19 protein-coding genes are annotated in these 24669 nt (G+C 69.4%); 13 read left to right on the top strand and 6 right to left on the bottom strand.

What is annotated here, in order from left to right:
• Positions 1-21 precede the first annotated feature (21 nt).
• On the bottom strand, positions 22-177 hold the full coding sequence (locus IPL40_09165) for a hypothetical protein (GenBank protein ID MBK8481331.1): 156 nt from the start codon (positions 175-177) through the stop codon (positions 22-24).
• Positions 178-597: 420 nt separating this feature from the next.
• Complete coding sequence (locus IPL40_09160; GenBank protein MBK8481330.1) at positions 598-3042, bottom strand: hypothetical protein; 2445 nt, start codon at positions 3040-3042, stop codon at positions 598-600.
• Positions 3043-4579: 1537 nt separating this feature from the next.
• Between IPL40_09160 and IPL40_09155 the strand changes: the two genes are divergently transcribed.
• The 5 genes from IPL40_09155 (at position 4580) to IPL40_09135 (ending at position 10147) form a co-directional block, all read left to right on the top strand.
• The gene (locus IPL40_09155; GenBank protein MBK8481329.1) at positions 4580-4966 is read left to right on the top strand and encodes a hypothetical protein; all 387 of its coding nucleotides are present in this window, start codon (positions 4580-4582) and stop codon (positions 4964-4966) included.
• Positions 4963-5187, top strand: a complete 225-nt coding sequence (locus IPL40_09150; GenBank protein MBK8481328.1) for a hypothetical protein — start codon at positions 4963-4965, stop codon at positions 5185-5187. The genes IPL40_09155 and IPL40_09150 overlap by 4 nt, the downstream gene beginning before the upstream one ends.
• Before the next feature lie 389 nt (positions 5188-5576).
• Entirely contained in the window at positions 5577-6776 is a 1200-nt protein-coding gene (locus IPL40_09145) for a Fic family protein (protein ID MBK8481327.1), read from the top strand.
• Positions 6777-6913: 137 nt separating this feature from the next.
• Positions 6914-7813: a hypothetical protein gene (locus IPL40_09140; protein MBK8481326.1), complete on the top strand. Its 900-nt coding sequence runs from the start codon at positions 6914-6916 to the stop codon at positions 7811-7813.
• A 648-nt stretch (positions 7814-8461) separates the two neighbouring features.
• Positions 8462-10147 (top strand): hypothetical protein, encoded by a 1686-nt coding sequence (locus IPL40_09135; GenBank protein MBK8481325.1) that lies wholly within the window; start codon positions 8462-8464, stop codon positions 10145-10147.
• Positions 10148-11371: 1224 nt separating this feature from the next.
• Here IPL40_09135 and IPL40_09130 read toward each other — a convergent pair.
• The 4 genes from IPL40_09130 to IPL40_09115 form a co-directional block, all read right to left on the bottom strand.
• Positions 11372-12313, bottom strand: coding sequence for an FAD-dependent thymidylate synthase (locus IPL40_09130; protein ID MBK8481324.1), 942 nt, complete (start codon positions 12311-12313; stop codon positions 11372-11374).
• Positions 12314-12377: 64 nt separating this feature from the next.
• Entirely contained in the window at positions 12378-13283 is a 906-nt protein-coding gene (locus IPL40_09125) for a prephenate dehydrogenase (GenBank protein ID MBK8481323.1), read from the bottom strand.
• A 129-nt stretch (positions 13284-13412) separates the two neighbouring features.
• Positions 13413-14342, bottom strand: a complete 930-nt coding sequence (locus tag IPL40_09120) for a penicillin-insensitive murein endopeptidase (GenBank protein ID MBK8481322.1) — start codon at positions 14340-14342, stop codon at positions 13413-13415.
• Between the two features lie 3 nt (positions 14343-14345).
• Positions 14346-14969: a hypothetical protein gene (locus IPL40_09115; GenBank protein ID MBK8481321.1), complete on the bottom strand. Its 624-nt coding sequence runs from the start codon at positions 14967-14969 to the stop codon at positions 14346-14348.
• A 145-nt stretch (positions 14970-15114) separates the two neighbouring features.
• On the opposite strand from IPL40_09115, the gene IPL40_09110 reads away from it, so the two are divergent.
• The 8 genes from IPL40_09110 to IPL40_09075 all read left to right on the top strand — a co-directional run bounded on the left by IPL40_09110 (position 15115) and on the right by IPL40_09075 (position 24397).
• Positions 15115-17124 carry a serine/threonine protein kinase gene (locus IPL40_09110; GenBank protein MBK8481320.1) on the top strand — a complete coding sequence of 670 codons (2010 nt, stop codon included), beginning with the start codon at positions 15115-15117 and terminating at the stop codon, positions 17122-17124.
• A 341-nt stretch (positions 17125-17465) separates the two neighbouring features.
• Positions 17466-18020, top strand: a complete 555-nt coding sequence (locus tag IPL40_09105) for a MerR family transcriptional regulator (GenBank protein ID MBK8481319.1) — start codon at positions 17466-17468, stop codon at positions 18018-18020.
• 63 nt (positions 18021-18083) lie between these two features.
• The gene (locus IPL40_09100) at positions 18084-18653 is read left to right on the top strand and encodes a DNA-binding protein (GenBank protein MBK8481318.1); all 570 of its coding nucleotides are present in this window, start codon (positions 18084-18086) and stop codon (positions 18651-18653) included.
• A 136-nt stretch (positions 18654-18789) separates the two neighbouring features.
• Positions 18790-20349 carry a bifunctional phosphoribosylaminoimidazolecarboxamide formyltransferase/IMP cyclohydrolase gene (purH, locus tag IPL40_09095; protein MBK8481317.1) on the top strand — a complete coding sequence of 520 codons (1560 nt, stop codon included), beginning with the start codon at positions 18790-18792 and terminating at the stop codon, positions 20347-20349.
• Between the two features lie 27 nt (positions 20350-20376).
• A complete protein-coding gene (gene purD, locus IPL40_09090) occupies positions 20377-21654 on the top strand; it encodes a phosphoribosylamine--glycine ligase (GenBank protein ID MBK8481316.1) in 1278 nt (425 codons plus the stop codon).
• A 19-nt stretch (positions 21655-21673) separates the two neighbouring features.
• Complete coding sequence (locus IPL40_09085; GenBank protein ID MBK8481315.1) at positions 21674-22282, top strand: threonylcarbamoyl-AMP synthase; 609 nt, start codon at positions 21674-21676, stop codon at positions 22280-22282.
• On the top strand, positions 22263-23108 hold the full coding sequence (locus tag IPL40_09080) for a methyltransferase (protein ID MBK8481314.1): 846 nt from the start codon (positions 22263-22265) through the stop codon (positions 23106-23108). Before IPL40_09085 ends, IPL40_09080 begins: the two co-directional genes overlap by 20 nt.
• A complete protein-coding gene (locus IPL40_09075; protein MBK8481313.1) occupies positions 23108-24397 on the top strand; it encodes an adenylosuccinate synthase in 1290 nt (429 codons plus the stop codon). The genes IPL40_09080 and IPL40_09075 overlap by 1 nt, the downstream gene beginning before the upstream one ends.
• The last annotated feature ends 272 nt before the right edge of the window (positions 24398-24669 follow it).

Below are 24669 nucleotides of genomic sequence, written 5' to 3'. Positions count from 1 at the left end.
GAGACAGTGGGCACGTGAATTCTATGTAGCGATAGCCACCGCGGCCGGTCGCCCGTAGGTCGGCCCGGTCGGCATCGGCATGTCGGTGGCAGTTGGGTTTGGTGGCGCAGGACCGTAGTCGTCGGTGACCGGGTCCGGTGCGCTGTCGATGGCCAGCGCGGCGATATCGGCCTTCAAGCTGTTATGCTTGGCCGTGCACAACGCGCAGAAGAACTGGGGAGGCCGACACCGACGCTGGAACAACGCGCTGCTGCAGTTCGCCATCTACTTCGAGGGGCGTATCCCAGAATGAACAACCGCCGCCGGCCCCGTACACAGAATTCCTGACACCCTCGGGCGAAGTAGTGCTGGATTGCTGCGGCGCGATAGTGTTCGGTGTTCAGGTCCTCGCTGACCGCCAACTGACGAACCTGCATCAGGAGGGACGCCTCATCGATCAGGCCGTACTCGAGCCAGCGCGCGTCATAGCCCAAGGTGTTGATGGCGTTGAGTGCTTGGCTGGGCGTGGTCATGACAGCAGTCTCATGTTGCGCCATCGGCCCCGTGTGGGCGTTGCGAGAGCAACTCTCGCATGAAGGCCGCGCGGCGCGTGGGCGACTACTCCACGACCACCACCGTATATACCCGCACCGCCGGCACTTGAACGCGGCCGTCCTTGATCGCAAGCGGCTGGATCGCCCCGTCTGGGGTCAGCAGCCGCGCCGACCGTGCCTGTCCGACATTCAGCGTGACGGGTCCCGCCGGCTCGATCCGTTGCAGCGCGTAGTCCGCATCGTAGCGGAAGTCGCTGTTGACGAGGTGCGCAAGCAGCGCGCCTCCCGGCCGCGCGCGCGTGAGATTGAGCAACAGCGTGTTCGGCCAGGCGCCGACGGGCGTCAGCGGCTCCAGATCGCGCAGCGCCGCCCAAACCGCTGCCGCCGCCGTCTCTTCGGCCGCCGTCAGCTGCGCCAGCGAGGCTCCCACCTGCCAAACCCATCCCTTGCCAATCGGTGTTTTGGCAGCCAGCGTCGAGCCCAGGTCTGTGTCCACGCGCAGGCCATCGAAGCGCGCGAACTCGCCACCACCGGGGTACCCCACCACCACGATCTTTGCTCCGGCCTGCAGCCGCACCGCCGGTGATACGTAGTCGAGGGACTTGTCGTTGTCCTGATCGTTGTCCCACTTGCCGACGAGTCGGCCGTCGACCAACAGCTCGAAGCGGCCCTGTCCGTCATGCTCGTCGAAGTAGGAGACGGTCAGCCGGTAGGAGCCGGCCACCCCTGCGAAGGTGAAGGTAGCCTTCCCCACTGGGTGCTTGACCCCTACTGTTGTGACCTTCACGCGGGGCAGGACCCCAATCGGCTCGGGCTCGTAGCCGTCCAGCGCCCCCTCGTCGGCCTTGAAGGCGTAGCTGTTCACGGCCGTGGCCAGCTCCGGAAAGAAGGCACCGACCGAGCGCGCCTGCGTCAGGGCCGCATAGCGCTCGCGCACCATGCCCGGTTTGGCGAAGACCACCATCCCACCGGCCTCGGCGAAGTTCCTCAGGCCTGTGACCGCCGACGGCTCCAGCGAGCTGATGTCGTCGACCACCACCGCTTTGAGTCCCGCCCACCGCGCGGGCGTGAGGTCGGTTTCGACGATTACTTCCCCAGCGATGCCGTGCGCGTTCAGCGCCGCAAGCAGGCTGTTGATGTTCGCGCGGTTCATGCCCAGCAACTCGCCCTCACGCGGCCCCTTGGTCAGGCTGAAGAGCGCGGCGACCGTCGCTCCGCGTTGCGCCTCCCCGTAGAACTCTGGATGGGCCTTGGCGAAGTCGCCGTACTTGCGCAGCGCTGCCCAGATCCGCGCGTCCTCGGGATCCGTGAGCTCCTCGATGCGTCGCCCGAGATTGAGCTGGGTGTTGACGATGAAGTTGCCGCCGAGCGCCAGTCCCGTGGCATAGCCGAGCTCGAACTCCTCGGCGATCGGCGCGCCCTCCCACATCGTGCCTTGTTCGGTGGAGGTATTGGGTACCTCGTTTCCGCGCTTTTTCATCACCGCAGTGGGCAGGTAGTTCAAGATCCCGGTTGGCTTGCCACCCGAGGCGGCCAGCCCGAGTTTGTACGCTGCCACATCCATCTGGAACGGCGGATGAGCGCTGGCCTCGCCAAACACCCCATCCACGAGGCCCTGAGCGACGAGGTGGTAGGTCAGGTTGTTGGCAACGATGAACAGGTGTTTGCGCCGGGCGTAGGCGTGGAGCTCCTTCCAGAAGCGCTCGGCGGTCTCGATGGTAAACCAGCGCTGGAGCTCGACGTGCTGATGCTGGGCCGGGTGCTCGGCGAGCTGCAGCTCCTGGCCGGTCTTCTCCTTTGCGAACTCCGTGTAGAGCTGCTGACAGCGCGGGCAATGGCATTCCCAGGTCATCGGGTTGTCGAAAAAGACCGCCTCCACGCCGCTCTGCTCGAGCTGGTCCATCCGGCCCTTGAGGTAGTCGACCCAGGCGGGTTGATTCCAGCAGCCGGCATAGCGCTTGTCGTTGAAGTAGATCACCCTGTAGGTCTGGTCGGCGTTGCGGATCGCGGCATCCCGCAGCTCGGGATGCTTGGGAAAGAGCTGCTCGTGATAGATGGTCCGGCTGCAGATGTACTGCATCGCGTGCGCGTCGGGGGTGTCCTTGATCAGCTGGAGCGCCTCGGGATCGTGAACACCCTGAATTAGGTTGATTTGCGCGTCCAGCATCAGCTTGACCTGGGCCCGATTCACTTCCTTGTAGTCGATCAGCCAGCGGACCTGGCCCGGTACGGCCCAGGGAAAGGCCGGGGCCGCACCGTCCGCAGGGGGGAGCCCGGCGTCCGAGCCACGCTCGCTGCCGGAAACGACGGTCCGGTGGTCGCAGGCACCCAGCGTAGCGACCGCGACCGCGAAGGCCCCGCCGCAGCAGAAGGCGTGGCGCAGCTGACCCCACTGCCGACCCTGGTGCGCGTTCCGGTTGCCAGGTGAGCGCCCAGCCGCTTGGGCCACTGTCCTACCGGCGAGTGCGGGTTGGCCGAGCACCGATGGGCTTGCGTGAGGGGATGACAACTCGGTCTTCTCCTGGTCGAAGACAAGGATCCGTCAAGGGGCGACGATCGATCTTAGCGGCGCCGCGGACTTCCTCAAGCGCCGTTCCGTTGCGTGCCCAGGAGGGCGCCCGGCGCAATTCGGGCGCCGGGGTGTCGATCTCGGTGTGGGGTGGAGCGCGCTACTTCACGTAGCCTTGAACCCCCTCAATGGTGTAGCCGGCCTGGGCGCACTCGACGCGGTTGGTGGTGGTGAGATGATCTCGCGTCTGCGGCTGGTAGCACCGCACCAGCTCGCGGCTCGCCAGCGGTCCGGGGCTCGCAGCAATCCACCCCGGGGTCCCATCCGCGAGCTGGCCTTCGCAGCTGTAGGCCTCCCCCGACCCGAGGCGCCCCACCCGGAGGCGCCCCACCCGGGTTGATGATCTCCCGCACCCGACTCGAGGCGCCCCACCCGGGTTGATCACCGAGGCGCCCCACCCGGGTTGATGATCGTAGGCCTCCCCCGATTCAGCATGCGGAGGCGCCCCACCCGGGTTGATGATCTCCCGCACCCTGCGGAGGCGCCCCACCCGGGTTGATGATCTCCCGCGCCCGACTCTGCGGTGGCGCCCCACCCGGGTTGATGATCTCCCGCACCCTGCGGAGGCGCCCTGCGGAGGCGCCCCACCCGGGTTGATGATCTCCCGCACCCGACTCGGAGGCGCCCCACCCGAGGCGCCCCACCCGGGTTGATGATCGTAGGCCTCCCCCGATTCAGCAGGTTTGGCGCAACCGGCTCGAGGCTCGAGGCGCCCCACCCGGCGGGGGCGCCCCACCCGGCGGGGGCGCCCCACCCGGGTTGATGATCGGGCGGGGGCGGGCGGGGGCGCCCGATTCAGCAGGTTTGGCGCAACCGGCTCGAGGCTCGAGGCGCCCCACCCGGCGGGGGCGCCCCACCCGGGTTGATGATCGGGCGGGGGCGGGCGGGGGCGCCCCAGCCGGGTTGATGATCGGGCGGGGGCGCCCCACCCGGGTTGATGATCGGGGATGGTCGGGCCCGCAACGCGCGACGCCGCCGGCGACGGCCCTTCGTCGCGGCGAGGCTGCCGGAGCAGGGGCGGGGTGCCGGGCTGCCGGCGGGGCCGGTCCGACGTTCGGACGGAAGGCGCAGCGCTTTGGGCTAACCGTTCAGGATCAGGCAGCTGGGTGATGGGCACGTGGTCTGCAGACGTCCCGGGGCCGCATGAGCCTGCCGCAGCCTGTGATCGCTGGAGAGACGGTGATGGTGACGCGCCGCTGCGCGCAGCGGCAGTTTCTGTTGCGGGCGTCGGGCGCGGTCAACGGCATCGTCGGCTACTGTCTCGCCGTCGCGGCCGAACGATATGGCGTGCGGGTGCACGCCTTCTGCGTGCTCTCCAATCACCTGCATCTCGTGATCACCTACGTCCGCGGAACGCGGCCGGTACGTCCGCGGAACGCGGCCGGAGTTCTTCCGCTGGCTCTTCGAATTCACGGCGAAGTGCCTCAACGCGCACTGGGGACTCTGGGAGAACCTCTGGGCGAGCGAGCCGCCGTCGGTGGTGCGGCTGGTCGATGGCGAGGCCCAGCTCGCCAAGGTCGTCTACACGCTGACCAACCCCATGGCAGCGGGCCTGGTGACAGAGCACCATCACTGGCCGGGGCTGATCAGCCGTCCGGCGCGGATCGGGCGCGCCGAGTCTTTCAAGCGGCCGAAGCGCTTCTTCCGTGAGCAGGGCCCGCTGCCGGCAGCGGCTAGCCTGACGGTAGCGCCGCTGCCGGCGTACGCGGCCCTGCAGGCGGCGCAGTACGTCGCGCTGCTGAAGGACGCGGTCGCCGCGCGCGAACTCGCGCTTGCAGAGCAGCGCCGCGTGGAGGCCAGGGGCGTGCTCGGCCGCCGGGCTGGCTCGAGATTCACTACACGCCGAAGCACGCCAGCTGGATGAACATGGTGGAAACCGAGATCGGCGTCATGGTCTCGCAGTGCCTAGACCGGCGCATCCCGACGGAGGAGCACCTGGTCAAGGAGGTGCGCGCCTGGGAGAAGCGCCGCAATCTCGAGAGGGCGCGGACTCGCAGGCTCTTTACGCTCGAGAAGGCACGGCGGACGCTCGGCCGCTCGTATCCTGATCGCGCTGCAGCCACTGCCAATCAGGCGGCAGCCTGATCACAGTTATCTTCCCTGTGGAGCGGTACTATCTGCGTTCAGGCGCGTAAAGGCGCCCCCTCACGCGCCTGAAACCAGCGTCTATCGGCGCCGTCGTGGTCAATCGCGTCCCGCCTCTGGTCCCGCTCACGCGCACCTTCGCGCGTCGCACCTCCTGTGCACCCTGACCGCAGGCATCCCGAACGCATCAACCGGGGTCGGGGCCCTGCGCACACTGGCGGCCCTGCGCATGTCGTGGTCTCGGCGGGGCACGACCCAGCATCGCTAGTAACGCATGCTTGACTAACGACTGGCGCTGGTAAAGGATTCGTTCCTAGCGAGTCGGCCTAGTAACGCCAGCTTTCCTAGCCTGCGCACCTGGTCAAGCGGGCGTTCCGAGCGGAGCCGACATGCCCAGACGAGTCACCGGACGATACGAGCGGGCCACCGTGGGTGGGGAGGAGGTCGCGGCCTTCTTCCCGTACGCGCTGCCGCCCGCGGATCCGCCCATCGTCGTCGACGCCGCCCTTGCCGAGCGCCTCCGTGGAGCTGAGCAAGCGCTCGTTCGCCTCGAGCTGGCTGGGGAGATGGTCCCGTCGCTCGACTGGTTCATCTACGCGTTCGTCCGCAAGGAGGCCGTGCTCTCGTCTCAGATCGAGGGGACACAGGCGACCCTCGTCGACCTGCTCACGTTCGAGGCCCAGGAAGGCGCCGAGCAGAGCGCTGCGCCCAACGCCGACGTCGAGGAGGTGTGCAACTACCTCGACGCGCTCGCGTACTCGCGCGCCCAGCTCGCCGACCCAAAGGGCCTGCCGCTCTCGATGCGCCTCCTGAGCGAGACGCACCAGCGGCTCATGCGCGGCGTCCGCGGCGCCGAGAAGCTGCCCGGCGAGGTGCGTCGCAGCCAGAACTGGATCGGTGGAAGCCGCCCCGGCAACGCCGCGTACCTGCCGCCACCTCCGCACGCACTCGGCGAGGTGCTCGGCGCGTTCGAGAAGTACCTGCACGGAGGCGACTCTCTGCCGCCGCTCGTGCGCGCCGGGCTCCTGCACGTGCAGTTCGAGACCATCCACCCGTACCTCGACGGCAACGGTCGCATCGGGCGCTTGCTCGTGACGTTGCTGCTCGAGCACTGGAAGCTGCTGACCAAGCCACTCCTTTACCTGAGCCTCTTCTTCAAGCGCCATCGCGAGGACTACTACCGTCGCCTCAACGCGGTGCGGGTCGAGGGCGACTGGGAGGGGTGGCTCGACTTCTTCCTCGACGGGGTCGCGACGATCGCCGACGAAGCGGTCGCGTCCGCCCGGGAGCTCTTCGCACTCGTGGCCGCGGATCGCGCACGCGTGCTCGCGCAGGAGGGGATGTCCGTCGTCGCGCTGCGGCTCTTCGAGCTGCTGCCGCGCCACCCAGTCGTCACCGTCGCATCCGTGATGAAGCTGGTGGAGACCACCAAGCCCACCGCGGGACGTGGGATCGAGCTGCTCGTGGCCGCGGGCATTCTCGTCGAGACGACCGGCAAGAAGCGCGACCGCTCCTTCGTGTACCGGGGCTACCTCGATCGACTCCGGGTTGGAACCGAGCTCGACGGCGCCTCGCGAACCAGGACGTAGCCCTGCTGCGGCGCCCCACCGGGCTGCCGGCGGGGCCGGGACCGAAGGTCGGACGGAAGGCGCAGCGCTATGGGCTAACCGTTCAGGATCATGCAGCGGCATGATCGGCACGTCGTCTGCAATCGCCCCGGCGCTGCATGAGCCTGCCGCGGCCTGTAATCGCTGGTGAGACGCTGATGGTGACGCGCCGCTGTGCGCAGCGGCAGTTTCTGCTGCGGCCGTCGGGCGCGGTCAATGGCATTGTCGGCTACTGTCTCGCCGTCGCGGCCGAACGTTATGGCGTGCGGGTGCACGCCTTCTGCGTGCTCTCCAATCACCTGCATCTCGTGATCACCGACGTTCGCGGGACGCGGCCGGAGTTCTGCCGCTGGCTCTTCGAGTTCACGGCGAAGTGCCTCAACGCGCACTGGGGACGCTGGGAAAACCTCTGGGCGAGCGAGCCGCCGTCGGTCGTGCGCCTGGTGGATGCTGAAGCCCAGCTCGACAAGGCCGTCTACACGCTGACCAACCCGGCGGCAGCGGGCCTGGTGACAGAGCACCATCACTGGCCCGGGCTCATCAGCCGGCCGGCACGGCTCGGGCGCGCCGAGTCCTATAAGCGGCCCAAGCGCTTCTTTCGTGAGCGGGGGCCGCTGCCAGCAGAGGCCAGTTTGACGGTAGCTCCGCTGCCCGCGTACGTGGACCTGGACGCGGATGAGTACGTTGCGCTGCTGACCGACGCGGTCACTGCGCGCGAGCTGGCGCTTGCAGACCAACGCCGCCTGGAGGGCAGGGGCGTGCTTGGCCGCCGCGCCGTGCTGCGGCAGTCGGCGTTCGATACGCCGAGCCGGCCCGAACCACGCCGTAAAACGAGTCCTCGGGTGGCCGGTGGGAACAAATGGGCGCGCATCGAGGCGCTGCAACGCCTGCGCGATTTCGTCGCGGGCTACCGGGACGCTTGGTTACGCTGGCGCGCGGGCGACCGGGGCGCAACCTTTCCCTTTGGCACCTACGCGCTGCGGCTTTACGCGGGCGCGTGTTGCGCCCAGGCGCCCTGAGGCAAAGTCCACCCGGCCCGCGCGCTCCCCGCTGCCCTCGTGCCTCGCGCCTCGCCACGCTGAGATGGGCTGGCTGCGTTCAGGCGCGCAAAGACGCCCCCTCACGCGCCTGAAACCAGCGTCTGTCGACGCCGTCGTGGTCAATCGCGTCCCCGGCCTGGCCCCCGCCGCGCGCATCTTCGCGCTTCGCACCTCCTGGGCACCGGGACCGCAGCTATCCGGAACGCATCAACCTATCCGGCACGCAGCAACCCGGGTCGGGGACCTCCGGCGGGGACCTCCGGCGGGTCGGGGACCTCCGGGGGCACGCATCAACCCGGGTCGGGGACCTCTGGCGGGACCTCCGGCAGGTCGGGGACCTCCGGGGGCACGCATCAACCCGGGTCGGGGACCTCCGGGTCGGGGACCTCGGGCGGGGGCACGCATCAACCCGGGTCGGGGACCTCTGGCATCAACCCGGGTCGGGGACCTCGGGCGGCGGGTCGGGGACCTCCGGGGGCACGCATCAACCCGGGTCGGGGACCTCTGGCATCAACCCGGGTCGGGGACCTTCCTCGGCCTGGCGACGATGGCCTGGCGCGGGCCTGCCCTCGCGTCTTCGGCGACGATGGCCTAGCGCGGGCGGCAATGTTATTTGTCGCGACTGCGATGTTGCGATTGACGGAAATTAAGCTGCCGCTGGATTGCGGCGCGAGCGAGCTCGAGGCGGCGATCGTCAGGCGACTCGGCATCGACCGCGCTGAGCTCGTCGGTTACACGATCTTTCGTCGCGGCTACGATGCGCGCAGGCGCTCCGCCATCGGCTTCATCTATACGGTGGACGTCGAGCTCCGGGAGGAGCGCGCGGTAGCCGAGCGGCTACGCGGGGATGGCCGTGTGCGCCCGACGCCCGATCTTCGCTACCGGCACGTCGCCGCGGCGCCGCCAGGTTTCGCAAACCGCCCGCTGGTGATCGGGGCCGGACCCTGCGGCCTCTTCGCGGCGCTGACGCTCGCTCAGATGGGCTTCCGGCCGATCCTGCTCGAGCGGGGCAAGGCGGTGCGCGAGCGCACGAAGGACACCTGGGCGCTGTGGCGCCGTGGCGAGCTCGATCCGGAGTCGAACGTGCAGTTCGGCGAGGGCGGCGCGGGCACGTTCTCCGACGGCAAGCTGCACAGTGGGATCAAGGACCCCGGCCACCGCGGGCGCAAGGTGCTGAGCGAGCTGGTCGCCGCCGGCGCGCCGTCCGAGATCATGTACGTGAGCAAACCGCATATCGGCACCTTCCGCCTGGTGCGCGTGGTCGAGCACCTGCGCGCGACGATCACCGCGCTGGGCGGCGAGCTTCGCTTCCAGAGCCGTGTCGCCGAGCTCGAGCTGGAGCGCGAGGCCGACGGGACCGGTCGGTTGCGCGGGGTCGTCCTGGCGCAGGGCGAGCGCCTCGCCGCTGATCACGTCGTGCTGGCGATCGGCCACAGTGCCCGCGACACCTTCGAGCTCCTCTTTGCGCGGGGCGTCCACCTCGAGGCGAAGCCCTTCTCAATCGGCCTGCGCGTGGAGCATCCGCAGGCCCTGATCGATCGCGCGCGCTTGGGTGCGGCCGCCAGCCATCCGCTGCTGCGCGGCGCCGACTACAAGCTGGTGCATCACTGCGCCAACGGACGCTCCGTCTACAGCTTCTGCATGTGCCCTGGCGGCCAGGTGGTGGCCGCGGCCTCCGAGCGCGGGGGCGTCGTGACCAACGGCATGAGCCAGTACTCACGGGCTGAGCGTAACGCCAACGCCGCGCTGGTCGTTGGCATCGATCCGAGCGATTTCCCGGGCGACGCAGCCGTCGACCCGCTCGCTGGCCTGGCCTTGCAGCGCCATTGGGAGGCGCGGGCCTTCGAGGCCGGTGGGCGCAGCTACGCCGCGCCGGCGCAGAAGGTCGGTGACTTCCTCGCAGGTCGTCCATCCACTGAGCTTGGATCGGTGCAGCCTTCGTACACGCCGGGCGTGCGCTTGACGGACCTGGCCTCCTGCCTCCCGGACTACGCCCTCGCCGCGCTGCGCGAGGCGCTACGCGCCTTCGATCGGCAGATCCCTGGGTTCGCGATGGATGACGCGCTGCTGACGGGCGTCGAGACGCGGACGTCGTCGCCCGTGCGCATTACGCGCGACGAGCGCTTCGAGAGCCTGAACACTCAGGGCCTCTATCCGGCCGGTGAGGGTGCGGGCTACGCCGGGGGAATTCTGTCCTCGGCGGTCGATGGCATCCGCGTGGCCGAGGCGGTGGCGCTCGACTTGCTTGGGCTGGCACCCGTCGCCACGCGGTCGAGTAGCTTGCGGCCGAGCCGGCGCAGCGTGCGCGTGTAGGGCTCCCAGAGGGCGCCAGAGTCGAGGTCATCGACCAGCTCGTCGTAGAGCGGCGCCATTTGCTGCGTCCAATTGGGGTCGATCGTCACCGCCTTATCGGCCCAGTGGTGGCAGTAGCGGCAGGCCTCGCAGTCGAGCTCCATGCAGCCCTCGGTCTTGAAGCGCTCGATGAAGCCGTCCAGCGCGCGGTTGTCGATCTGCACCGGATTGGGCCCCTTGCGCGGATAGAGCATGCTCGCCGCCTTGCCGAAGCCGATCAGCGACGGCAGGCGCAGCAGGTTGATCCCCCCGGGCTTGGCGAAGTACTTGACCAAGCGCCGATAGGAGTAAGCGTCGCGCGCGCGGCCGCCGAAGGCCTCGACCGGGTAGGCATAGTTCTGCACCAGGTCGAGCAGGTTGCCGTCGTAGCGCCGCTCGGCGTAGGCTTTGGTCCGCAGCAAGAGGATCGGCGTCGGGGTGTTGCGTTCGACGATCTTGAAGTTGTGATAGCCGAGCGCCTCGTAGACTTCGAGGTCTTCGGGGCGGATCCAGTTGGCGCGCACGTAGTTCACCGGCGCGTTGAGCCGGATGTGATTGCAGCGCACGGAGCAGTAGTCGAGCGGGTAGCCCTTGCTCTTGCGCTGCGAGGCCGACGAGAGCGTGACGGCATGGTTGCCGGCGATAGCGCAGTCCTGACGACACCAGTTGTTGACGATCAGCGAGAGCTCGACGTTGCCGTTGGCCGCCTGCTGCATCGCCTCGAGCACCTTCAGCTCGCGGTGAATGTTGACCTCGGAGACAACGACCGTGTCGGCTCCCTCCTCGGCCCAGAAGCGCACTTTGCGCGCGTTGTCGGTGAACCGATGCGAGCTGATGCGCACGCGCAGGCGCGGGTGCCGGCGCTTGATTAGCCGTAGGAGATAGATGGTCGCGACGGTGACGGCGTCGACGCCGATCTCGTCCAGCCAGGTCAAGAGCTCGTCGATCTGCCGCTGCCCCTCGCGCGTGAACTCGCGATTGTCCATCGTCGAGGCGTTGAGCAGGTAGTTGAACTCGACGCCGTGCTGGTGCGCGAGGCGCACGTAGCGCGCCAGCTCGCTCCGGCCAATCTGTGGCAGGTAGAACGACGGTCGTCCGCCGCCGAAGTAGTCGCTGGTCAGCTTGCCGTAGACCTCGTAGACCGGATAGGGCGCCAGGCCGGGCAGGAGCGCGTCGTCGAAGTTGCATGCCACCGAGAGTTTCATCTCAATCCCTCCAAGGAATTTGCAGGCCGAGCTGAAGCAGCTTCTGCTCCAGCTCGGCGCGTTCACGGTTGCGCTTGTAGCTGCCCGCGCTATCGCGCTGCAGCAGCCCGAGCTCGCTGGCGCGGGCGGAGGCGGCTGCGCCACCGCCTTCGTTGAGCGCGCGCAGCACCTCGAGCTCGAGTCGCGTCAGCTCCAGACGCTCTAGTCGGTAGTCGACGAAGGCCTCCCACGTCAGCGGGCACCAGCGGCGGACGATCTCGTAGCCGATGGTGCGCGCATAGCTGCGGATCTCGAGCTGCGCGTGGCTGTCCATCCGCAGCGCGAGGAAGTGCAGCAGGTTGTGCAGGTCGATCTTCCAGTAGGCCTCGGTGTAGGTCGAGAGCGGCAGGTCCTTGCGCGCCAGCTCCCGGGCCACGCCTTGACTGAGGCGACCCTGGTAGACCTCACGGGCGCGGGCTTGGAACTCGAGCTCCTGCTCTGACAGGAGCGCACCGGCCGCGGCATCGAGGACGCCGGCGCTCCCCTGGCGGTTGTCGCTGGTTTGCAGCCGCCACTGCTCAGCGCTCGTTTGATAGGCCGCATCGACCGCCATCGAGTAGCGCGTCGAGTATTCGTTGACGTTGGCTGTGCGGTGGCGAATCCACTGACGCCAACAGTCCATCGGCACGCGGACGTGGAGCTTAAGCTCGCACATCTCGAAGGGGGTGCTGTGGCGATGGCGCATCAGGTAGCGCAGCAGCCCGCGATCCTCGTGCACCTGGCGCGTGCCCGTGCCGTAGGAGACCCGCGCGGCCTGCACGACCGCGGCGTCGCAGCCGAGGTAGTCGACGACACGCACGAAGCCGTCGTCGAGCACTGGCAGCGGCTGGCCGAGGATCTCATCCAACTCGGCGATCGCAGGCCGTGTGACGTGCTCTGCTGCTTGCCCGTCCAGCTTCCCCATGGTCCGGATTACTACTCTGGGTTGCGCGCCCGGGTCCACTGCCGTTTAGGGCGGGCCGTTGCGATTAGGGTTGACCCTTGGCTGGGACTGAGGGCGGCCGCTGGCGCTGGATGGCGGCCAAATGGGTTTCGAGCGCGGCCTCCGCCCCCGGGGCCAGCAGATCAGCGAGCCGTCCAAGGGCGTCACGCGCGCGCTGCAGGGCCTCGCCGACCGCCTCGCGGTTGGTCAGCAGCACGTCCGCCATCATCTTCGGATCGCTGGCGGCCAGGCGTGAGGTGTCGCGGAAGCCGCTGGCGGCCACCTGGCGTGCCGAGCGCGGCAGCTCGGCGCAGGCCGCGACCAGCGCCACGGAGAGCAGGTAGGGCAGGTGACTGACATGCGCTACGGCGTGGTCGTGCGCCTGCGGGTCGAGCAGCAGCGGGAGCGCCCCGACGGCGTGGACGAGCCGCTCCGTCAGCGCCAGCGCCGCGTCGTCGCTGCGCAGACTGCGGCAGAGCACGAAGACGCGCCCGCGAAAGAGCGCGCCATCGGCATGCGCCACCCCGGCCTGCTCCTTGCCGCACATCGGATGCGCTCCGACCGCGCGCACCTGCACGGGCAGGGCGTCCATCGCCGCGATCATCGCCGTCTTGGTGCTGCTCAGGTCGATCAGCAGCGTGCCGGGCGCGACGATCGTTCCGAGCTTTGCGATCAGCGCCAGATTGGTCCGCACTGGCGCCGCGAGCACGACGAGCTGCGCCTCGCGCACGCCCTCCTCGAGCGTCGCGTAGGTCGCGTCGACCAGTCCGCCCGCCAGCGCGAGTTCGCGCGTGGCGGGATTCGGGTCGACCCCATGCACTCGGGCGACCTGCGCGCGGAGCGCCAGCGCCAGCGAGCCGCCCATCAGTCCGCAGCCGACGATACACAGGGTCTGGGTCGCGAGCGTGTCGGCGGCGGGCTCGCGCGGTAGCTGCATGTGACTTGCCTTCATCGCCGCGGCGGCTCCTTTCGGGGCGGGCGATGATAGCCGGTCTGCTCCGATCAGGGGATGCTCGATCTGGTCCCCTTGGAGATCGGCGCAGGGTGCCCCACGCGCTGGCCGCAGCAGGTCAACCTGTTGCTAGAGCAGGGGATATCGTCGCGCGAGCAGCGTGAACCGCTCCAGCAAGAGCGGTGGCATGGGCGGCGAGGGAGGGCCGGCGAAGCCGAGCGCCTGCTCGTCCCAACGTGAAGGGCCAGCATCCTGACAGCCGAACGCGCGATCATTGACCGGGCAGTAGATTCGCAGATGCAGGTGGTCGTCGTGCAGCCCCGCGTCGCTGGGCTGATGCATCACGCTGGCCGCGCGTTCCAGCAAGGACGCTGACTCGCCCGTGCGGCGTGCATGGTCGAGCAGGAGGCGTGCGAGGTCGCGATTGATGAAGATCCACTGCACAGCGATCGCGCGGTCGTTGAGCAGCGCGCGAACGAAGCTCCAATTGCGACGGACATCGAAGCGTTGTGGGGGAGGACGAGGCTGCTCGGCGAGATCGTGATCGCTCGCTGGCGTTGGCGGCGGGCCGGCTCGGTCGTCGGGCGCCGCCTCAGACGCGGGCATTGGACCGAGGGCAGCCGGCAGCGCCAGGCCTGCCGCGTCGTAGGCGACCATCGCCTGCGGGATCACCGGCCGACCCTCGAGGTTCGTGGCGTAGAAGATGACGTCGGCATCGCGGCCGCTGGTATGCGAACCGTGCTCGCTGGTCGGTCCGCCCCCGGCAGGGCTGAGATCGGCGAAGCCGACGACGGCACCACGATGCCCGCGCTCGACCTTATAGGCCGCGCGCATCAGCGCACTCACCAACTCGTCGGTGCCGTAGTTGCGGCGTCGAAGGCGCCAGCGCTCGGGCACGACGAAGCCGCGGCCCCGGAAGGGTAGGCGCGTGCCGTGGCGGAGCAGGCCACTGCGGTGGTCGCCGATCGACACCGAGCTACCATCTGTCAGCAGCGCTGGACCGATGCAGCTGACGATCGCTGGCAGCAGCGTGACCAGGGCGACCGGCGGTGCGCGCACGGTCTAGTCCTTCCCCGGGGCGACGCCGGTCGTGTTCGTGCCCCGGTTGAGCGGGCCCGCCAGAGGGCCCGTCACCGCCGCCGGAAGCGGAGCCCCGCCAGCCTCGATCGAGGCGAGGAGCGCGTCGCGGTCCAGTAAGAAGGTCTTGATCTGGCGCTTCGGCGCCGCGAGCGTCAGCACGAGCAGCCGCCCAACGAGCGCCGGCAGGTAGAGCTGGCGCAGCTCCCAGGGGCCGGCCGCATCCGCCGCGTCGCGCCGCGCGATCACCCGCCAACCGGCCTGCGGCTGCGGCTGCCGCGGCGTGGCGCTTTCGAGCTGCAGGCCCACCGCGCGCATCGCCGCCAGGTTGGCACGGACGCTCGCCGCCACCTCGTCGACGCCTACACGCGAGCGCGTGCTGGCGACCGCCAGTGCCATACGGGCGTTGCTGTGGCTGTGCGTCACCACCGCCAACAAGCCGGGATAGCCGGTCTGTCGCGATAACACCCAACCCTCCGGCACGGCGAAGCGAAGGCCGAGCTCGCGGTTCGAGTAAATCTGATCGTCCAGGTCGAGGGCCAGCGCGCGTGCCGGCAGGAGCGGCCAGAGCAGCAGGCCGAGCAGTAAGCTTGAGCCGTAACGCAGCATGCTGATGCTAGTATACCCGCGACGCCCGGCCGGTGCGCGTGGGTAGGCGCGGCGGGGCGTGGCCGACGCTCCGCCTTGGCATAGCGCCGCTGTGGCCCTGGGGGGCAGGCGCGCGAGACGCGCGCGGCCGATGACGGTGGGGACCATGGCTGAGCGTTTCGGCAAGTACGAGCTGGTGCGGCGCATCGGCGCGGGCGGCATGGCCGAGGTTCACGTCGCGCGAGCCTTCGGCGCTGAGGGCTTCGTCAAGGACGTGGTCATCAAGCGCATCTTGCCGGCCTTCAATGCCGATCGCGAATTCGTCGGTATGTTCATCAATGAGGCGCGGCTCGCCGCGCGCCTGCACCACGCGAACATCGTGCAGGTGATCGAGTTCGATCAGGTCGAGGGCGTCTTCTACATCGCGATGGAGTGGGTGGACGGCACGGACCTGCGGCACATCCGCAGCGTGTCGCGTCGGCGCCGACTGCCGATCCCCGAGGTGCTGGCCGTGCACGTGGGGGTCGAGGCGCTCAAGGGGCTGCACTACGCGCACGGCAAGATCGAGCACGGTCGCCCGTTGGGGCTGGTCCACCGCGATATCAGCCCGCACAATCTGCTGCTCTCCTTCGCGGGCGAGCTCAAAATCGCAGATTTTGGCATCGCCAAGGTGGCGGCACTCGCCTCCGTCACCCGTACGGGGGCGGTCAAGGGCAAGCTGACCTACATGGCACCGGAGCAGGTGCGCGGGGAGGCGATCGATCAGCGGACGGATCTCTACGCGCTAGGCATCGTGCTCTGGGAATTGCTGAGCGACCGACGCCTCTATGGCGATAGCGGCAGCGAGGGGGAGCTGATTGCGGCAGTGCGTCGCGGCGGCGCGCCCCCGCTCGCCTCCGTCAGCCCGACGGTGGCGGCGGGGCTCGCGGCGGTGATCGATCGGCTCCTGGCGCCGCGCAGCGAGGAGCGCTTCGGCAGCGCCGCTGAGGTGCTCCCGGCGCTCAGTCAGTTCGCCTCGACCGGCGACGGCTTGGCCGTTGCCGACTACCTGAGACGCTTGCTGCCGGCTGAAGCGGAGCGGGACCAGCGCGGCGTGACGGTGCCGCAGGGGGCGGTGCTGACCACGGACATGCCGATCGCGGGGCCCGATGCGGCGACGCATAGCGCGACGCCAGGCCTCGAGACAGGGCCGCCTCGCCCCGCCGCGCCCGCAGCGCGAGCGGGGGTGCTCGTGCCGAACGCAGGAAGCGCTGACGCTAGCGCTGCGCTGGCTGCCGTCGACGCGCCGGCGGCGGTTGGCGGGGCGGCTGCCGGTGGCGAGGCGAGCGAAGCGCGGCGCCGGTGGCGGTCCAGCCGCGGTCGCGTGGTGCTGGCGCTGGGGTTGGCGCTGGCCTTGGGGGGGGTCCTGATCGGCAGCCCGTGGCTGATCCGTACCCTTGGCGGCGGTGGACGGTCTCAGCGCGGTCCCGCGGCGGATCCTCGGTCCATGCCCATGCCCTCGACCGCTAGCCTGGTGATTGGGTTGGTTCCGCCCGATGGCGAGCTGATCGCCGATGGCGTGGCCTTGGGGAGACGCGGTCGCTGGACCCTCACGGGGCAACCTGGCTATCGCGTCGGGCTGATCGCGCGCTGGCCCCAGGGCACGGTGGCGCGGCAGGTCGCCTTTGGGCGAGGGGGAGCAGAGGTGCAGCTCGTCGCGCCCGCGGGGACGGCGGAGGTGCGTCCATCGGCGGACGCCGGGGTCACCGCGGCCAAGATCGCCAAGATGCCGTCGCCCACAATTGGCGCCGAACCCGCTCACGCTGAGCGTCAGCCCGCACGCAGCGGGCAGGCAGCGCCCTCGAGGGCCCTCGGCCTTCGGCCCGCGGCCGGCACAGGGAGGCCGGCGCCGGCGGGCGGTGGCGGTCCTCGCGCGTCGCGTCGTGCCGCGCCTGCGCCGGCGACGCTCGACGTGATTGTTATCCCGTGGGCGCAGGTGCTGCTCGACGGTCGGTCCATCGGCACGACGCCGATCACCGGCTTGAATCCGGGCGCGGGCCGACATCTCGTCGAGCTGCGCAACGACGATCTCGGTCGACACGAGCGCGTGCGCCTGAGTCTCAAGGCGGGCGAGCATCGCCGCCTGCGCCGCGAATGGACGGGCGCTCCGAGCGCGGTCCCCACCGCCGATCGGTAGTCCTCGCTTTCGCTCCAGCCCTGCTGTGCGCAGCGCCCACGGGGCCTTGTGGGCCCTGTGGCTGAGGATCCGCGCGCCCACCCTGCAGAGCTGACCAGGCAAAGGGGCGGCGGCAGCGAACACCCCAAGAGAGCCGTCTATTCCGTCGGAGCCGAACCCTGCCGGTGAATTTGTTTGACCGTGATCTATTCAGTGGAATACATTCAGCGCCTACCAATCAGTATCTTCCTTTCAGTAGCATCTATTCAGTAGACTCCACTGAATAGATGATGCGGAGGCGGGTTCGCGATGCTGCGCTGCCGTGCGTACGAGACCGGGCCAAGCAGAAGGGCCGTCGGACGGTGAGCGAGCTGCTGCGCGACTCCTTGCTGAGCGAGCGCGATCTGATCGAGATCGAGCGGGCGCACCCGCAGGGGCTCAGCTCGGCGCAGATCATCGGCATCTGTCAGGCGCGGGGTCTGCGGCTCTCCGAAGCGACCTTCCGCAAGTACGTGCAGCTCGGGCTGCTGCCGCGCAGCCGCCGCGTGGGGACCAAGGGAAAGCACCGTGGTTCGCACGGCGTCTATCCCTGCGCCACCGTGCGGCGCATCAACGGGATCAAGCATCTGATGGCTCAGAGCCTGACGATTGAGCAGATCCAGTCGCGCCTGGCCGGTTTCAAGCAGCGCATCGACAGCGTCGAGTCGGCGCTCGACGAGCTGCTCGACGCGTTCGAGCGCGAGATCGTTCGACCGCAGCTCGATTTGTCGCTCCGTCGGGATCTGAGCCGGGACGTGCACGCTGCGCGGCGTACGGCGGCCGACCTGATGCGGCAGCTGATGCAGATCGAAGGCCGAGTCACGCTCGCTGACCAAGAGGGGCGAGGTGCGCAGGCCGGGGTGTTCGCGGATCGCTAGGGCCGTGAGGCCGTGGTGTCGTTCAAGGTTGCGTCGATGGCCAGTGGTGCCGAGGAGGTTTGCATGGATCCCGAGAGCCAACTCAAGCTCGATCCCGTCGCTGACGAGGAGGACACCGGCGAGCCGGAAGGTGAGGGCGAGGACGTGGCCGAGGTCAGTCGCAAGCTGCGGCGCCGGCGGCGGCGCGACCGGCCGCGCAGCAAGACGATCGCGATGCGGCGGCTGACTCGCGAGGAGGTCAAGCAGGGCGCGCTGCTGCTGCCCTTCATGGACTACTCGAAGCCGCTGACCCGCGGCGAGTGCGCAGGCGCGGAGCGCCCCTGCGCCTACGTCAGCTGCAAGTATCACCTCTACCTCGACGTCAATCCCGAGACGGGATCGATCAAGCTCAACTTCCCGCACATCGATGTCTGGGAGATGCAGGATAGCTGCGCGCTCGACATCGCGGGTCGCGGCGGGATCACGCTCGAGGATGTCGGCGAGATCATGAACCTGACGCGCGAGCGCATCCGCCAGGTCGAGGTCCGAGGCCTGCTCAAGCTGAAGATGAGCGCCGAGGAGGGGACATCGCCCCCGGTTAGGCATGCCTCGGCCGCCTGCCCCGCGACGCCCGCAGCCCCTTGCCGGCGCTGACGCCATGACGCCACAGCGACGCCGTCGCGGGCCGCGGCGCCCTGCCTCGACCCCGGCGCGCTGGCGCTTGACCCCGTCGGAAGCGCGTTGCTAGGTTGCACCCCCGCAAGAGGCGAGGCGGGGAGGAGGGTGCACCATGGCGCGAATCGAGCGGGCGCTGCTCAGCGTCTCCGACAAGAGCGGGTTGGTCGACTTCGCGCGGGCCCTGCGGCGGCGTGGGGTGGAGCTCATTTCCTCGGGCGGGACCGCGGCGCTGCTGCGCCAGCACGAGGTGCCGGTAACCGCGGTCTCCGACTACACGGGTGCGCCCGAGGTCCTCGACGGGCGCGTCAAGACCCTTCACCCCAAGATCTTCGGCGGGATCCTGGCGCGAGCGACCGCCGAGCACGATCGGCAATGCGCCGAGCACGGGATGGCGCGGATCGACCTGGTCGTCGTCAACCTCTACCCCTTCGAGCAGACTGTGGCGCGCGCCGAGACGACGCTGGCCGAGGCCATCGAGCAGATCGACATCGGTGGCCCCTCGCTCATTCGAGCGGCGGCGAAAAACCACGAGCGCGTGGCGGTGGTGGTCGACGCGGAGGATTACGTGCCGCTGCTTGCCGAGCTGGACGCAAGCGACGGCGAGGTGGGAGCGCTCCTGCGCCAGCGGTTAGCGACCCGCGCCTTCGGCTATACGGCCGCCTACGACGCTGCGATCAGCAACTATCTGCAGCGGGCGACGGCGCCGGAGCCGGGTTGGCCAGAGGTGCTGTCGGTTCAGTTGCGGCGCGCGCAGGCGCTGCGCTACGGGGAGAACCCGCATCAGGCGGCGGCGTTCTATCTGCCTGCGAGCGCCATCGACCCGCGGCCGGTCCTGCCCTACCAGCAGCTTCAGGGCAAGGAGCTGAGCTACAACAACCTGCTCGACGCGGATGCGGCCTGGAGCCTCGCGGCCGAGCTCCCACGCTGCGGCGTCTGCATCGTCAAGCACACGAACCCCTGCGGTGCGGCGACGGCGGCCCCGGGCGCCGTCGCGGAGGCCTTCCAGCGCGCGCTCGCGACGGATCCCGCGAGTGCGTTCGGTGGCATCGTCGGCTGCAACGAGGCGGTCGATGAGGCGCTGGCGCTCCAGCTCAATGAGCTTTTCCTCGAGGCCGTGATCGCCCCGGCCTTCAGTGATGAGGCCCTCGCGCTGCTCGGCAAGAAGAAGAAGGTCCGCCTGCTGCGGGCGCGGGCGCGGTCCGCGGCGGGACCTGCGGCGGGGCGCTGGCGCAGCGCGCTCGGTGGTCTGCTGCTGCAGGACGACGACCAGGCCCTGGAGTCGTTGGCGGCCGCCGCGCAGCGCAGCCAGCGCGCCGCGAGTGCGCAGCAGCTCGCCGATTTGCAGCTCGGCTGGGTGATTGCCAAGCACGTCAAGAGCAACGCGATCGTCTTGGTCAAGGACGGTCAGCTGCTCGGCGTCGGTGCGGGCCAGATGTCGCGGGTCGACTCGGTGGAGCTCGCCGTGCACAAGGCGCGTTTGCCGCTCGAGGGTTGCGCGCTGGCATCGGACGCATTCTTCCCCTTCCGCGATGGGATCGACCGCGCGGCGGCCGCCGGCGTCGCCGCGGTGGTTCAGCCGGGAGGCTCGCTGCGTGACGAGGAAGTCATCGCCGCGGCCAATGAGCACGGGCTGGTGTTGCTCTGCACCGGCGTGCGGCATTTTCGGCACTGAGCTCCGGGTCGGCCGGGAGGAGACGGCGTGAAGGTACTTGTCGTTGGGGGAGGGGGCCGCGAGCACGCGCTGTGCTGGCGACTTGCGCGCAGTCCGCTGCTGACGCGGCTCTATTGCGCGCCGGGCAATCCCGGCAGCGAGCGCTGCGCGACGAACGTTCCGATTGCTGCCGATGACCTGACAGGGCTCGCTGATTTCGCTGCGCGTGAGTCGATCGATCTGACGGTCGTTGGGCCGGAGGTGCCGCTCTGCGCCGGTCTTCAGGCGGTCTTCGCGTCGCGTGGACTGCTCGTCTTCGGGCCAAGTCCGGCTGCGGCTCAATTGGAGGGATCGAAGATCTTTGCCAAGCAGGTGATGGAGCGCTGCGGTCTGCGCACGGCGCCCTTTGCCGTCTGTGAGCAGCTCGCCGAGGCGCGGGCGTACATCACCGCGCATCCGGAGGCACGGGTGGTCAAAGCCGACGGATTGGCCGCCGGTAAGGGCGTCGTCGTGGCGGCGGACGCGGATCAGGCCTGCCGGGCGGCGGAGGGCTTTCTCGAGCGCGCGGTGCTCGGATCGGCCGGTCGACGCATCTTGATTGAAGAGCGCTTGCGGGGCGAGGAGGTCTCGGTGCTGGCGCTCTGCGATGGCGAGCGCATCTTGGCGCTGCCGAGCTGCCAGGATCACAAGGCCGTGCTCGACGGCGACGAGGGGCCGAACACCGGCGGCATGGGCGCCTACTCGCCGGCGCCAGTGCTGGGGCCTGAGCTGCAGCGGCGCGTTGAGCAGGAGATATTGCTGCCGGTGGTGCGCGGTATGGCTGCGCAGGGCAACCCCTATCGCGGGGTGCTCTATGCCGGGTTGATGATCGTGGAAGGCGAGCCCTATGTGCTCGAGTTCAACTGCCGCTTCGGCGATCCCGAGACGCAGTCGCTGATGCTGCGTTGCAGTGATGACCTCCTGCCCTACCTCCATGGCGCGGCACGCGGTGAGCTGCCGCCGGCTCCGATGCAGTGGGATGCTCGCGCGGCGCTTTGTGTCGTGCTGACGGCAGAGGGCTATCCGGGCGCCTACGCCAAGGGCCAGCCGATCGCCGACCTCGAGCCGGCCGAGGCGCTCAGCGACGTGGTGGTCTTCCACGCCGGGACGGCGCGGGATGCGCAGGGCAGGTTGGTCACCGCCGGCGGTCGCGTGCTGGGCGTGACGGCGCTCGGCGAGGATGTGGCGGCCGCGCAGCAGCGCGCCTACGCCGCGGTGAACGCGATCGACGGCAAGGGCCTGCACTACAGGCGCGACATAGGTCATCGCGCCTTGGGCCGGCGCTGAGCGCGAGGCGTTGGGCTTGATGCACGACGATCGGGCGGCCGAGGTATGCGCGGCCGACGCGACGACCATTGCGCGGGCCGCGCGCTATCTGCGTGACGAGAGCGCGGTGGTGGGCTTTCCCACGGAGACCTGCTACGGCTTCGCGGTGGCGCTCGACGCTACGGCCCTGGCGCGCCTCGCGCGCGTCAAGGGGCGCGCTGCCGACCACGCGCTGCCGCTGATTGTGGCTGATCACGCGATGCTCGCGCAGCTCGTCGCGCGGCTGCCGCCGCTGGCCGAGCGGCTCATCGCGCGTTACTGGCCGGGCGCCTTGACGCTGGTGCTCCCGGCGGTCTCCGGTCTCCCGGCCGCGGTCGTTGGCCCCGGCGGCGGCGTCGGTGTGCGGATGAGCGCCGACCCCGTGGCGCAGCAACTCGTGCGCGCGCTGGGCGCGCCGCTGACTGCGACGAGCGCCAATCGCTCGGGTGCAAGGCCGGCGCAGTCCGCCGCAGAGGCCGCTCTTCCCGGGGTGGCGCTGGTGCTCGATGACGGGCACCGTGGTGAGCTGCCGACGACGCTGATCGAGCTGCTCGACACGCCAAGGATATTGCGGCAGGGACGTTGTGTCGTTGACCTCGACAGCGCCTGACGCCTCGCAGGCTGGGCTCACCGACGACGCGATTTTGCGCGGCAGGCTGCGCCTGCTCCAGCCGGCGCGCGGCTATCGCTTCAACCTCGATGCGTTGCTGCTGGCGCATTTCGCCGCGGCTGTCGTGCCCCAGCCGCCGACGCTGGTGATCGACCTCGGCGCCGGCTGCGGGGTCGTCGGACTGCTCCTGGCGCGGCGCTGGGTGCGGTCGCGCTCGCGGCTGGTGGAGCGCCAGCCCGCGCTGGCGCGCCTGGCGGCGAAGAATGCCGCGCGCAACGGTCTCGCGGGTCGCGTGCGCGTGCTATTGGGTGACCTGCGCGACAGCGGGCAGTGGCGGCCGCGGGCCACGGCAGCGCGCGTGCTCGCGGTCTGCAACCCGCCGTTCTTTCGGCTCAACAGCGGGCGGTTCAGCCCAGACCCAATGGTGGCGGGGGCGAAGCACGAGCTGACCTGCACCTTGGCCGAGCTGCTGCAGGCGAGCGCGGACGGTTTGCGGCCGGGCGATACGCTGGCCCTGATCCACCTGGCGACGCGCCAGGACGAACTCCTGCGCGCGTTGCCCGAGCATCGGCTGCAGCCGCTGCGCTCGCGGATCGTGCTGCCCGCGCCCGGGCGGTCGGCGACGCGTGTGCTGGTCTTGGCGCGCCGCCGGGCCGATTCCAGTGCGGACGAACGCCGCGCGAGCACCCACGCGGGGCCGAGGCGAATCGAGGATCCACCGCTGGTCGTGCATTGCGCGCCGGGAGTATACTCCGCCGAATTGCGGCAGCTACTGGGTGACGAGCACACGGTCCCGCTGGGACCGCGGAGGGCGAGGAGACTGTGATGGGTAATTTGTCCGTGGTGGGCGCGCAGTGGGGGGACGAGGGCAAGGGCAAGATCGTTGATCTGCTGACGCCGGGCGCCGATATCGTCGTGCGCTTCGCCGGAGGCAGCAATGCCGGCCACACCCTGGTCGTCGACGGCAAGCGCATTGTCGTCCATCTGTTGCCCAGCGGGGTCGTGCACCGCGGCAAGGTCTGTGTGCTCGGCGACGGGGTCGTCGTCGATCCCGCGGGGCTCCTGCAGGAGCTGAGCGACCTCGATGCGAGCGGCCTTCGGCCCGAACCGGCCGGGCTGCGGCTCAGCGCGCGGGCGCATCTCGTGCTCCCTTATCACCGCGAGCTCGATCGGCGCCGCGAGGGTGTGGCCGAGACGCTGGGAACGACGCAGCGCGGGATCGGACCCGCGTATGAAGATAAGATGGCGCGGCGCGGCCTGCGGGTTTGTGACCTGCGTGCGCCGGAGCGCCTGCGTGCCCGTCTGGCGGTGGCGGTCGACCACGTCAACGGGCAGCTCGCCCTGCTCGGCGGCCCCCGCTTCACGGTCGACGAGTTGCTGCCGCAGGTCCTCGAGCATGCGCGCCAGCTCGAGCCCTATATCGAGGACACCGGGGCGTTCTTGCAGCGCGCCGTCGCTGACGGGCGGAAGATCCTCTTCGAAGGCGCCCAGGGTGTGCTGTTGGACATCGATCACGGCACCTATCCCTTCGTCACCTCGAGCACGACGCTGGCTGGGGGAGCCATCGCCGGGGCGGGCGTGGCGGCGCGCGACCTTGGGGCGGTGGTTGGCGTTGCCAAGGCCTATATCACCCGCGTGGGCAAGGGCCCCTTTCCTACCGAGCTGCACGGCGACGACGGGGCGCGCCTGCGCAAGGAGGGGGGAGAGTTCGGTTCGACGACGGGGCGGCCGCGGCGCTGCGGCTGGCTCGATTTGCCCCAGCTGCGCTATGCCGCGCGGGTCGGCGGGCTCGACTGGCTCGCGCTGACCAAGGCTGATGTCTTGGCGGGAATCGAGCAGATAAAGGTCTGTGTCGCCTACCGCTGGCAGGGCAAGCAAATCGAGACCCCGCCGGTCGACGCCGAGGACTTGGCCGACTGCGAGCCGATCCTCGAGGATTTGCTGCCCTTTACTGGCTCCCTTCGCGAGGTGCGCGACTATGACGCGCTTCCGGCTGGACTGCGCGCGCTGGTTGCGTTGATCGAGCGTGAGGTTGGGGTGCGCATCGGGTTGCTTTCGCTGGGACCGCAGCGCGATCAGACGATCCTGCGGCACGGCTTCGAGTCCGTGAAGTGAGCCGAATAGTGGTGCGAAAGGTACGTTATCGCAGCGAAATTGCATTTCGCTGAACGGCTCTTCTATAATGTTTCGGTTGGGCGACGGGTGCTCGGGCGGTCGAGCGGTGGGCCATGTGGTGGCTCACCGGGTGCGGCTGCTGTTCCGACGCACTCCCGGCATCGCTCGGAATCAGGCGCGGGCGCGTCCAGCGGGCCCGCCGGACGCGCGGCGAGGCACACGATGAGGATCACCTGCGACAGCTGTGGCGCTAAGTACTCGATCGCCGACGA

It is taken from the genome of Pseudomonadota bacterium (assembly GCA_016711215.1).
GTDB lineage: Bacteria > Myxococcota_A > Polyangia.
Note: the sequence above shows the minus strand (reverse complement) of the source record. Positions and strands in the feature narration are given on the sequence as shown.